Source organism: Moraxella sp. CTOTU48841, from assembly GCF_032061225.1.
GTDB lineage: Bacteria > Pseudomonadota > Gammaproteobacteria > Pseudomonadales > Moraxellaceae > Faucicola > Faucicola cinerea.
In genome coordinates this window covers 1-11667 of the sequence record NZ_DAMBFQ010000012.1, presented here as the reverse complement: position 1 = coordinate 11667, position 11667 = coordinate 1, and the positions used below count along the sequence as shown (strand labels likewise).

The following is an 11667-nucleotide window of genomic DNA, read 5'->3' as shown; positions in this document are numbered from 1 at the left end:
GAGCGAATTTAGTAACTGCTGCGTGGTTTTATTGGCACCGGTGATAAAGTCACTGAGAATATACATCGACCCCGGTTGAAACGGGGTATAAAACACTTGTGAAAATTTATGATTAAAGTAAACAATCCGACCATTTCTGCTCATGATAAATAGCAAAATTGGTGAAGTATCAATCAAAATATTTTGTCGATAGGTTAACTCGCGAATCTTATCATAATATTGCCCCATCTTATAAGCATGGCGATTAAACAGCTGAGATAAATAGCGTAATTCAGGGTGGTCACGAAACTCATGAAGCTTGGCAGGCTGATAACCTTGACTAATTTGCAATTGCAAATTTTGGGCATTATCGAGAAATTTATCCCAAACATCATAAACTTTTCGCAGCTGAATCATCATATATAAAAATAGGCAAAACCCCAATAGCAGCGGCAGCAAATAGATAGGGTTGGCAAAATTACGCCAAAGTGGCAAATATTGTACTTTAACGTATAAGCGGTAACCCGCTGCCAGATTCTGCCAAACTTCAAAGCCATGAATATCATAAAACATTTTATTGCTTTGTTTGTTAGATAGCGTCCAATTGGGTAAGGGGACAGAAAAATCGTCATGGTTGTTTTTGACAACGGTAGTAGCACCCGTCGGCTCAACGATAATCAACTGATAATTTTTAATCGCCGCATGGTGATCTAAAGTGACTTGGCTCCAATCGTACTCATGATGGCTAATTTTATGATTGAGTTTATCAACCAGCTCAACGAGGCAACTTTCACCGAGCTGCTGTTGCTGCTGCAACGCATAAAAACCTAGCAACCCATAACCTGCCACTATCAGTATCAGTTCGATAGCCACTAAGGTTACGATGAGTCGCCGAGCTGCCGGGCGATTGTAGAGAGAAAACTGGTTTGACACAGCGTGATATACCCAATAGAGAAAACGGTCAATGAAGGTAAAAGAAAAAAACCCATCATCACAATGCTAGATTTAAGTATTGTGCCAATTCATATTATAATAGCAGAAATTTATTGTATTTAAGACGAAATTTATCATGTCTCAAACCCCGCTTAGGGTCGTATTTGCTGGTACGCCCGAATTTGCTAAAGTCGCTTTACAAGCACTCATCAGTCACCAAAAAGCCCTTAATATTGACATTGTAGCAGTCTATACACAACCTGACCGCAAATCTGGTCGTGGGCAAAAAATTAGCGCATCGCCCGTTAAAACACTTGCCTTAGCAAATAACATTGCGGTGGAACAGCCCGAAAGCTTTAGCTTAAAATCAGCCGATGGCAATGTTTCACGTGAAACACTTAAACAATATCGACCCGATATCATGGTAGTGGCGGCCTATGGGTTGATTTTACCACTTGGCGTGCTACATACCCCAAAATTTGGCTGTATCAATATTCATGGCTCATTATTGCCACGCTGGCGCGGTGCAGCGCCCATTCAGCGTGCGATTTTGGCAGGTGACGACACTACAGGCATTACCATTATGCAAATGGCGCAGGGACTCGATACGGGCGATATGCTGTATAAAGTAGCGTGCCCAATCACTGACACAGATACCACCCAACTATTGCATGATAAATTAGCCAAATTGGGCGGTGAAGCCATTGTGACGGTGTTGTCTAATTTAGAAAACTATCAACAAAAAGCCGAAAAACAAGACGACGCTTTGGCTAATTATGCCGAGAAAATCACCACGGCAGAGGGTGAAATTAACTGGCAAAATGATGCCATCAGTATTCAGCGTCAAATCCGTGCGTTAAATGCCTTTACCTATCTTGATGAACATAAAGACCCCAATCAGCGTATCAAAATAATAGAAGCAGCGCCCATTAAACTCGACCAACAAACCCATGAACCCGCAGGTAAAATCGTCAGTGTGGGTCGTAACGCGATTTTGGTCGCCTGTGGCAAAAACGCGACCAACCACCAACATCAGGGTGCACAACATCTGATTAATATCACCCAAATGCAGTGGCCAGGGGGCAAGCCATTAACCGCTGAGCAAATTGCCAATGGAGATAAACTCAACGATGGTGATATTTTTCACTCATAACCAATTAGGCATATCATGACCCAATTACATTCTCAGCTTAACACTCGCGCCAAAGTTGTCGCCACCCTCGAGCGTATCCAACAAGGCGAGTCATTAGCTAGCTTGCTTGAGCCACTACTTAACCAAGTGAGCGAAAAAGACAAAGGCTTTGCCCATGAATTATTGCTTGGCACACTGCGTCAATGGTGGGCACTCGCTCGTATTGGTGAAAGCTTGATTGAGCATGAAGTCAATGATAAAGGCGTATGGGCAGCACTCAATATCGGACTGTACCAACTGCTGTATATGGACACGCCAGATTACGCGGCGATTGGTGAAACGGTCGAAGCAGTCAAACAACTGGATAAAGGTTACGGTGCTGGACTTATCAATGCCATACTGCGAAAGGTGCAAAAAAACCCTACCAAATTTGCCAAAAAAATTGAGAAAAACCACAGTCTACCTAATTGGCTTGCCAAACAGCTCAAACAGGATTGGGGTGAATACTATGTCGAGCTTGGACAAGCGCTTCGCCAACCTGCGCCCATATTCTTACGCGTCAATCGTAAATTTTGTAGTGTAGAGGATTATGCCAATATATTAACCCAACAAGGCATCGGTTTTGACCTAGTCTTCATTGGCCTTGAGAAAGTGCAAACCATTCAACTCACTGACGCTATAAGAATCACAGATTTACCTAAATTTGCCGAAGGATGGGTCAGTGTGCAAGACAGACATGCCCAGTTATCAGCACATATTTTGGCAAGCCTCGCCTTGGATAAATCTTTGACGGTACTAGATGCTTGCACTGCACCTGGGGGTAAACTGGCGCATTTATTGGAGCTTGATCAGTCAAAAACGTTTCACGTGAAACATCAAAATATCGCTCATGTAATCGCTTTGGACAACGATGAAAAACGTTTACAACGGGTGAGCCAAAACCTTGAACGTTTGCAGTTAAACCAAGAAAATGTACAATTGGTATGTGATGATGCCACAACGTTTCAAGCAGATACCCAATTTGATATGATAGTGCTTGATGCACCTTGTACCGCAACGGGGGTGATTCGCCGCCATCCTGATATTGCATTGCTACGTACTGAAGAAGATGTAGGGCAAACTGCTGCGTTACAAGCCAATATTTTAGCAAACTGTTGGCATAATTTAGCCAGTAATGGTTATCTACTCTATATCACTTGCTCGATGTTAAAAGCAGAGAATGAAAACCAACTACAAGCGTTTTTAGCCGCGCACAAAGAGGCGCAAATTGTGGATTTTAGCCTTAATTTATCCAACCAAATCAAACGGGACATCGGTTATCAATGCTTGCCGCTTCATCAAAACGATGGCGATGGCTTTTATTATGCCTTACTGCAAAAACGTGGCTAAAAAATTGGCATTCATCGCAATGCTAGGTTTATGCTAAACTGCATGAAATTGATTAAATGGATGGAAAGATGAACTATATCAGCACCCGTGGCAAAACAGCCCCTATGCAATTTAGTGATGTGTTACTAATGGGACTTGCCCCAGACGGCGGCTTAATGCTACCTGAAGAATACCCACAGATTGATGAAGCAACCCTCACCCAATGGCGCACTTTGAGCTACCCTGAGCTTGCCTTTGAAATCATGCAATTATTTGCCACCGATATCCCAAAAGATGATTTAAAAACATTGATTGATAAAACTTACACCGTGCAGGCATTTGGCAACCCCGATATCACCCCTGTTCGTACACTCAAAGATGGCATCAAAATCATCGAGTTATCAAATGGTCCAACACTGGCATTTAAAGACATCGCCATGCAGTTTTTGGGCAATGCTTTTGAATATGTGTTAAAGAAAAAAAATGAGCGTCTGACCATCATCGGCGCTACATCAGGCGATACAGGCTCGGCTGCTGAATATGCGCTGCGCGGCAAAGACAATATCGAAGTGTTCATGATGTCACCCCATGGCAAAATGAGTGAATTCCAGCGCGCACAAATGTATAGCCTTGATGACAAAAATATCCATAACATCGCCATCAAAGGTATGTTCGATGACTGCCAAGACATCGTAAAAGCCCTGCAGCAAGATGCCGAATTTAAAGCCAAATACAGCCTTGGGACTGTCAACTCCATTAACTGGGGTCGTATCCTCGCGCAAATCGTCTACTATTTTAAAGGTTACTTTGCCAGCACCACCGACAACAGCCAAAAGGTGAGTTTCTGCGTGCCATCGGGTAACTTTGGTAATATCTGCGCCGGACATATTGCCCGTGAAATGGGATTACCCATCGAGCGTTTAATCGTTGCCACCAACGAAAACGACGTTCTGCACGACTTTTTTACTACTGGCAAATATAGCCCCCGTACTGCTGACAAAACTTATGTGACATCAAGTCCATCGATGGATATTTCAAAAGCGTCAAATTTTGAGCGTTTTGTGTACCTGCTCGCTGAGAAAAATGGCGAAACAATTAATACACTTTGGCAGGATGTCAACGCAGGTAAAGGCTTTGATATGTCGGATTTGATGGCGAACATCAATGGCAAATATGGCTTTGCATCGGGAAAATCAACCCATGCCGACCGTATCGCCACGATCAAACAAGTGTATGCCGAAGACAACCAGCTAATTGACCCGCATACCGCTGATGGGATAAAAGTGGCTCGTGAAGTACGCAAAGAGGGTGAAGTCATTGTCTGCGCTGAAACCGCCTTGCCAGCCAAATTTGCCGAGACCATCACCGAAGCTGTCGGTCAACTTGACATTCCTCGTCCCAAACATACCGATAACATCGAAAGCTTGGCGCAGTATGTGACTGTGCTTGATAATGATGCAAATTTGGTGCGGGCGCAAATTGAACAGTTTGTGGTAGCCAAATAATAGCTATCTAATAAATTGACTCAAATAAAAGCCTTTTAATTTGCTAGTTAAAAGGCTTTTTTGCTTTACTGTTTATGGACAAATTTGCGCAGTATCGCTTTGACTTCATCCGTCTGTAGACGGTTACTAAAGTGAATGTTTTCTTGTTGGATACGCGCTAGGATTTCTGTGGCATTACGCATTAAGTCTTTGGTTTGTCGTACCGATGGCACCGATTTTTTGGCAAGTATTTCTGCTTTTTGGCGCGCCGTGCTTAATACCTCATCGCTACTAGCAAAAGCTTGGTTGGCTAAGCCCAATTCAACCGCCTGTTTGCCTGTGATTTTTTCACCCATTACAAACACCTCAAAGGCACGCTGATAACCAATTTTTTGCGTCAGCAAAAGGGTCGAGCCTGCTTCTGGCACCAACGATAAATCCACAAACGGGGCCAATAATTTAGCGTTTTCTACGATATACACCAAATCACAATGAAGTAGCAGCGTCAAGCCAATGCCAACGCCTGATCCTGTCACCGCTGCCACGATGGGTTTGGGATAATCGCCCAAAAACTGCACGAAATCTAACGCACTAAGCTCGGCATTATCGTTTTCTGCTTTGGTTAAAAAATCGACAAGATCATTACCTGCGGTAAAAAAATCACCGGTTGACGTAAATAAAATCACTCGAATATTATCGTCACTTTTTGCCTGTTCCATCGCGGTTTGTATGGCTTGGTACATGGCATTGGTTAGGGCATTTTTTTTATCAGCACGATTAAATTGGATTTCTAAAACGCCATTTTGCGTGTGAAAATTGACAAGTTGTTCCATGAAAGTGTTTACCTTAGTATCTCATCAGTGTCTAGTAGGGGTCTAGTAGGTATCTCGTGCTAAAAACCAAGTCAACAATATAGCATTATTCTAAGCTGAGATTCTAAAATTAGTGAGACAATGACCGCAAAAAATTCAAACTGAAAAAAATTAAAGCTAAAATGCCAAGCGTTAGCTACCATACGTTCAGAAAATTTTAGCCAATAAAAAAGGCATTTAAATTAAATGCCTTTTATAAATTGATTTTTTAAATTGATTGCTTAATTAACTCATACAGCATTAACCAATACGGCGTTTACCAGTGGCTAGTTCATAAACGAATAGCACAATAATGGCACCAATCACTGAAAAGATTAAACCGGTAAAGCCACCATTGGCATTCATGCCTAGCATACCTGCTAAGAAACCGCCTACTAACGCACCAATAATACCCAGTACAATGGTAAGAATCCAACCCATTGCGTCGGCACCTGGCTTGATAGCACGGGCGATAACACCAACGATAAGACCCATGATAATCATATAAATAAAGCTCATTTTAACACTCCTAATTTTTTAACTTGTCTAGTTTTTAATTTGTTTTGTTGCTTAATCGATTGGCAGGCGTTACAGGGCTAAATTGTTATATTTATAGTTTTAACTAATAACTGCCTCTCTGATGACTGTTATTTTATAGACAAGCTATCAGCAGTTAAAATGTTGGTTTGTTAATTATGTAAGTTCTCTTTGAAGTATTAAGAGGATTTTTTATTTAATGTAATGCTATGTCAGTAGAGACGATTAAATGTAAGTTCCGTTATCTAGATTCGATTTCTTGATAAAGCGCAGCGTATTGTTGGGTGAGTTTGTGTTTAGTGTCCAAATAAATCAGCGGTAAGCTTTGATGGTGGGATTGTTTCATGATAATTGAAGGGCTAAGTTTGGTGTCATACACAGGATAGCCTTCATTGACCAACGTTTGTACCACTTCTTTGGGTAAATTGGCGCGTGGGTCAAACTGATTGACGATAATACCTTCAATTAACAAGTCACTATTATGGTCCTGGCGCGTCTCTAAGATATTTTGCACCAAGGTTTGCAGCGCGCGTTTGGAGAAAATATCACAATCAAACGGAACGATAACACGATCAGCCGCGATCAATGCCGACAAAGTAAAAAAATTAAACGCCGGTGGTGTATCAATGTACACCCGATCAAAATGCTGATTTAAGAGGTTTAAGCCGTCTTTTAATTTATAAATTTTATGTTTGCTTTCAAGGGGCTGCAAAATATCGGCAAGCATGGGGCTGGCTGGAATCAGTGATAAATTATCAAATCGGGTGGTGTGTATGCAGTGTTCTAACCCTTGATTGCGACTACCCGTCATACCGCCAAATGGAAATGCAAACATCATCGGCATAGGGCTAGACGTCGCTTGCAGGGTTTGCGAAAAGAAATTTTCAATATTGGGTTCTGTGATATGCGCGGGATGAATGTCTGTGGCCGCATCGCCGATGATATATTGGGTAGCGTTGCACTGTGGATCAAGGTCGATGAGTAAGGTACACAAACCTTGATGGGCGCTCATCGCGGCAAGATTGACAGCAATGCTGGATTTACCAACACCGCCTTTTTGATTAAAAATGACTCGGGTAAGCATTGTGTAACCTAATATTTGTACAAATAATCATGAGTATGCTAAAAAATCACGACTTTTGCTAGCAAATTTACAAGGTTAGAACAGTTAGCCTTGCTGCAGTGCCTTCACCAGTCGACCATGAATACCTTCAAAGCCGCCATTTGACATCACAATCACCGCATCGTCATCGCCAATGTGCGCTGCAATATGCTCAATAATCGCATCGGTCGATGTCATCACTTGTTGGTTGGCAGCATTGCCAATCGCATCGGCAACTGACCAATCTAGATTGGCAGGTTGATACCAAATGACTTGGTCGGCGATACTCGCTGACGGCGCAAGCAAACCTTGGTGGGTACCGAGTTTCATGGTGTTTGAACGCGGTTCAATTACCGCCCAGATTTTACGGTTTGGGTTATCCGCAAAACGTTTTTTGGCACCATCAAGCGTGGTTTCAATGGCGGTCGGGTGGTGGGCAAAGTCGTCATAAACTTCTATCTGTTTGCCGTTGTCATCAATTGTGCCGACCAGCTCCATACGGCGTTTGATACCCGCAAAATTGGATAAGGCTTCACAGGCTTGTGCAACTGATATGCCAACATTGTAGGCTGCTGCAATTGCCACTAAACCATTATTGACGCTATGTAGCCCGCTCATCTGCCAATTGACTTGTCCTTTGTGACCATCAAACATGACTTCGTATTGGCTTCCGTCTTGTTTCACTAGCTTGGCTTGCCAATCCGCTTGGTGATTAGTGCTATCAAGCGCTGTCCGCCAAATCGGTGTCCAACAGCCTTTTTTAAGGGTTTCTTCCAAGCTTTCGGTATCTGCTGGCATGATGATTTTGCCATGTGAGGGTATCATACGTACCATGTGATGAAACTGGGTTTGGATAGCGGCAAGGTTTGGGAAGATATCGGCGTCGTCGTATTCAAGGTTGTTTAAAATTGCGGTGGTTGGGCGATAGTGAACAAACTTAGAGCGTTTATCAAAAAAAGCACTGTCATACTCATCCGCTTCGATGACAAAGTAACCTTCATGATCCGCAGTTTTATCACTACCCAAATAACTACTGTGGGCAAACGCTTTTTTTAGGCGTTCATTTGAGGTATCAACAAGTGGCACGCCACCAATCAAAAAGCCGGCATCCATGCCTGCATAGTGTAAAATCCATGCCAGCATCGTGGTAGTGGTGGTTTTGCCATGCGTGCCTGCGACGGCTAATACATGACGGTATTGCAATACCTGCTCTGCCAAAAACTGCGGGCCTGAGGTATAAGGAATACGCTCATTGAGCATATATTCAACCGCTTCGATGCCGCGCTTCATGGCATTGCCGACAATCACCAAATCAGGTGCAGGTTGTAAATGACTGGCGGCGTACCCTTGCATAATCTCAACACCCGCATTTTCAAGCTGGGTGGACATTGGTGGATAGACATTGGCGTCCGAGCCTGTCACGGTATGTCCAAGGTCACGCGCAAGCAGCGCCAACGAACCCATGAAGGTACCACAAATACCAAGAATATGAATGTGCATAAGTTTGCCTTAGGTCAAATACGCATTAGCGGCTAACTAAAGCCGCTAAACCTTGCTAAAAATTAACAATTTTAAAGGACAAATCATGCTTTGTCAGCTATTAAATCCAGTTGCAGCTTAACTTGCTCGCAAACACCCATGTCTAGTTTTCGGCAACCCACCGTGCCAAAACCGTGCCAAAGGGGTACAGAAAAATAGTTTTACAAATTACTATGACAGTGATAAGTTACTATAAATTCACCAAAATAGTGTTTTTGCACTATTTTTATGAAGTTAAAGAATTAAGGAGTGGTATGAAAAGCAGTGAGTTATTAAGCATTTTAAAGCAGTGTCATAGCAATGAGCCAGAGTTTATCCAAGCGGTCGAAGAATTCTGGGAAGATATCGCAGCGGTTTATGACCAATCCACTGTTTATCAACACCTTAATCTATTTGACCGCTTAACCAACCCTGACCGTGTTATTCAATTTCGTATAAACTGGGAAGATGACCAAGGCAATGTTCAAGTCAACCGCGGTTGGCGTGTGCAATTTAACAATGCATTAGGCCCTTACAAAGGCGGTATCCGTTTTCATCCCAGTGTGAATCTTTCGGTACTAAAATTTTTAGGGTTTGAACAAATCTTTAAAAACGCATTGACCGGTCTGCCCATGGGTGGGGGTAAAGGCGGTTCAGACTTTGACCCAAAAGGTAAATCAGACGCCGAAATCCGTCGATTTTGCTATGCCTTTATGCGCGAATTAGCGCCCTATATTGGTGCAGATATAGACGTACCTGCGGGTGATATCGGTGTAGGTGGCCGCGAAATTAATTATATGTTCGCCATGTATAAGACGCTTAATCGTGAATTTACAGGCGTATTAACCGGTAAGACAGTGGGACAAGGTGGTAGCTTGATTCGTACCGAGGCAACGGGGTTTGGTCTTGTGTATTTTTTACAAAACATGCTAGAAGCCCATCATGACGGCTTGATGGCTAAGACTGTCTTGGTCTCAGGTGCAGGCAATGTATCGTTACATGCGGCACAAAAATGTATTGAGCTTGGCGCACAGGTACTGACATTATCAGACTCAAAAGGTACCTTATATCTCAAGCATGGCTTTACCTTAGAGCAAATTGAAGCGCTCAAAACTTATAAAGCGCAAGGCAAACGTTTAAAAGACTTCGTCGGCACCAGTGATGACGCAGAATGGATCGACGGTAGCCGTCCATGGCATATCAAAGCCGATATTGCCCTACCTTGCGCCACCCAAAACGAAATCAACGGGCACGATGCGCAAAATCTGGTCAATCATGGCGTTAAATACGTGGCAGAAGGTGCCAACATGCCCAGTGATGCCGATGCCATCGCCATCTTCCAAAGTAATGGCGTCATCTATGCGCCGGGAAAAGCCTCGAATGCCGGTGGGGTCGCGGTATCAGGTCTTGAGATGTCACAAAACTCGGTACGTCAATACGCAACCTTTGCGGTGCTTGATGAGCAATTAAAAACCATCATGAAAAATATCCATGACGATTGTTTTAACCATGGTAAACAAGCGGATGGGAGGGTTGATTATAAAAAAGGCGCCAATCTAGCAGGTTTTAATAAGATTGCTAAAGCCATGGTGAATTACGGCATTCTATAATTTTAGAAAAACCCTCATTAACTTTAATAAATAAAAAGCGCCGTCATTGTGATAGAGTTTTTTATTTAAATGATAACAATCAGGTAAAACAAGCTTCAAAAAATTTAAAGGTCGTGGTCGGCAGCCAATTCACATTGAGTTTTTTGTTTTGTAATTGCACAAAGCCCACATGTCCACCATGTTGGCTATACAGTAAGCGCACACAAGGTGACACATCGGCTTGGGTGGCAAGAATGCCCAAAAATGGGTCGTCTTTGGCAGTGATAATCAGCGTGGGTTTAGTGATGTTTTTGAGTACAGGTAGGGCAGACGCTTGGATATAATAATTCGCCCCTGTACCAAAACCATGGCGCGGCGCGGTATATAACTCGTCAAACTCGTCAATCATCTTGATATTTTTTAATGCGTTGATTAGTGCTGGCTCGTCGACCTTTTTTAAAGCTTTTTGCAATAAAGGATTGAGCAAATAAGGCGTATACACCCGTTTGGCGACAAAACGATGCATGGCTTTTGCCGAAGTCGTCAAATCGACGGGCGCAGAAATCACCACCGCTGCTTCACAGGCAGCTGCATCGCCTTGCTCGCCCATATAACGCGCCAGCATATTGGCGCCGAGCGACACGCCGCTGGCTACAATTCGGCTATAACCGTACTGAGTTTTTAGCAGGTCAAACATATGCACCGCTTCAGCAGTATCACCCGCGTTATAGTCCAATTCTGAGGTATTATCTACCCCGCCGCAGCCGCGAAAATGGACGATAACCGCATCATACCCCAATCGGTGCGCTTGGTGGGCAAAGGCAATGGCATAATGGCTGTCGCTACTGCCTTCAAGCCCATGAAACATCACCGCCAATGGCTTACCAAGGTTTGGCTGATTGTTCGTATTGGCAAATACAAAGTCATAAGCCACTTGGGTGGTGCCGGTACGGTCAGGGTGAAGGTGTCGCTGATAGTTAGGTTTTGGCAGTTTGATAAACTTGGGTAAAATGGTTTGAACGTGGGGGTTGGCTAAGAAAAAAGGGGTGCGAAATGGCGTTAGGGGTAGTTGATGAATGTTCATAATGTACCTAGTGATTGTTATGATTTTTGACTATTCTACGGCTTTTTGACAGTTTTTTCATGGCGACTTGTGAGCTAAGTTTGGGGTGTT

General features: G+C 43.3%; 9 protein-coding genes and 1 pseudogene. 4 read left to right on the top strand and 6 right to left on the bottom strand.

Going from position 1 to position 11667, the window contains the following annotated elements; all coding sequences use genetic code 11:
* Positions 1 to 912: pseudogene (locus RT034_RS09790) on the bottom strand (response regulator); the annotation flags it as partial.
* Between the two features lie 136 nt (positions 913 to 1048).
* Here RT034_RS09790 and fmt point away from each other — a divergent pair.
* The 3 genes from fmt (at position 1049) to thrC (ending at position 4917) form a co-directional block, all read left to right on the top strand.
* Positions 1049 to 2065 (top strand): methionyl-tRNA formyltransferase, encoded by a 1017-nt coding sequence (gene fmt / locus RT034_RS09785; protein WP_313016256.1) that lies wholly within the window; start codon positions 1049 to 1051, stop codon positions 2063 to 2065.
* 15 nt (positions 2066 to 2080) lie between these two features.
* Positions 2081 to 3433 carry a 16S rRNA (cytosine(967)-C(5))-methyltransferase RsmB gene (gene rsmB / locus RT034_RS09780; RefSeq protein WP_313016253.1) on the top strand — a complete coding sequence of 451 codons (1353 nt, stop codon included), beginning with the start codon at positions 2081 to 2083 and terminating at the stop codon, positions 3431 to 3433.
* 68 nt (positions 3434 to 3501) lie between these two features.
* The gene (gene thrC / locus RT034_RS09775; protein WP_313016251.1) at positions 3502 to 4917 is read left to right on the top strand and encodes a threonine synthase; all 1416 of its coding nucleotides are present in this window, start codon (positions 3502 to 3504) and stop codon (positions 4915 to 4917) included.
* A gap of 65 nt (positions 4918 to 4982) precedes the next feature.
* Here the strand turns inward: thrC and RT034_RS09770 are convergent, their stop codons facing one another.
* The 4 genes from RT034_RS09770 to mpl form a co-directional block, all read right to left on the bottom strand.
* Complete coding sequence (locus RT034_RS09770) at positions 4983 to 5729, bottom strand: enoyl-CoA hydratase-related protein (RefSeq protein ID WP_313016249.1); 747 nt, start codon at positions 5727 to 5729, stop codon at positions 4983 to 4985.
* A gap of 279 nt (positions 5730 to 6008) precedes the next feature.
* Positions 6009 to 6266, bottom strand: coding sequence for a GlsB/YeaQ/YmgE family stress response membrane protein (locus tag RT034_RS09765; protein WP_036601338.1), 258 nt, complete (start codon positions 6264 to 6266; stop codon positions 6009 to 6011).
* Between the two features lie 259 nt (positions 6267 to 6525).
* Positions 6526 to 7368 (bottom strand): ParA family protein, encoded by an 843-nt coding sequence (locus RT034_RS09760; RefSeq protein ID WP_313016246.1) that lies wholly within the window; start codon positions 7366 to 7368, stop codon positions 6526 to 6528.
* An 84-nt stretch (positions 7369 to 7452) separates the two neighbouring features.
* Positions 7453 to 8886, bottom strand: a complete 1434-nt coding sequence (mpl, locus tag RT034_RS09755; protein WP_313016244.1) for a UDP-N-acetylmuramate:L-alanyl-gamma-D-glutamyl-meso-diaminopimelate ligase — start codon at positions 8884 to 8886, stop codon at positions 7453 to 7455.
* A 293-nt stretch (positions 8887 to 9179) separates the two neighbouring features.
* Here mpl and gdhA point away from each other — a divergent pair, with 293 nt between their 5' ends.
* A complete protein-coding gene (gdhA, locus tag RT034_RS09750) occupies positions 9180 to 10514 on the top strand; it encodes an NADP-specific glutamate dehydrogenase (RefSeq protein WP_313016242.1) in 1335 nt (444 codons plus the stop codon).
* 79 nt (positions 10515 to 10593) lie between these two features.
* Here gdhA and RT034_RS09745 read toward each other — a convergent pair whose 3' ends face one another.
* Entirely contained in the window at positions 10594 to 11577 is a 984-nt protein-coding gene (locus RT034_RS09745; RefSeq protein WP_313016240.1) for a YheT family hydrolase, read from the bottom strand.
* Positions 11578 to 11667: the final 90 nt, after the last annotated feature.

Excerpts from the sequence above, each read along its gene's own strand:
- RT034_RS09745 (WP_313016240.1), bottom strand. The coding sequence starts at position 11,577 with ATGAACATTCATCAACTACCCCTAACGCCATTTCGCACCCCTTTTTTC.
- RT034_RS09760 (WP_313016246.1), bottom strand. The coding sequence starts at position 7,368 with ATGCTTACCCGAGTCATTTTTAATCAAAAAGGCGGTGTTGGTAAATCC.
- mpl (WP_313016244.1), bottom strand. The coding sequence starts at position 8,886 with ATGCACATTCATATTCTTGGTATTTGTGGTACCTTCATGGGTTCGTTG.
- fmt (WP_313016256.1), top strand. The coding sequence starts at position 1,049 with ATGTCTCAAACCCCGCTTAGGGTCGTATTTGCTGGTACGCCCGAATTT.
- gdhA (WP_313016242.1), top strand. The coding sequence starts at position 9,180 with ATGAAAAGCAGTGAGTTATTAAGCATTTTAAAGCAGTGTCATAGCAAT.
- thrC (WP_313016251.1), top strand. The coding sequence starts at position 3,502 with ATGAACTATATCAGCACCCGTGGCAAAACAGCCCCTATGCAATTTAGT.
- RT034_RS09765 (WP_036601338.1), bottom strand. The coding sequence starts at position 6,266 with ATGAGCTTTATTTATATGATTATCATGGGTCTTATCGTTGGTGTTATC.
- rsmB (WP_313016253.1), top strand. The coding sequence starts at position 2,081 with ATGACCCAATTACATTCTCAGCTTAACACTCGCGCCAAAGTTGTCGCC.
- RT034_RS09770 (WP_313016249.1), bottom strand. The coding sequence starts at position 5,729 with ATGGAACAACTTGTCAATTTTCACACGCAAAATGGCGTTTTAGAAATC.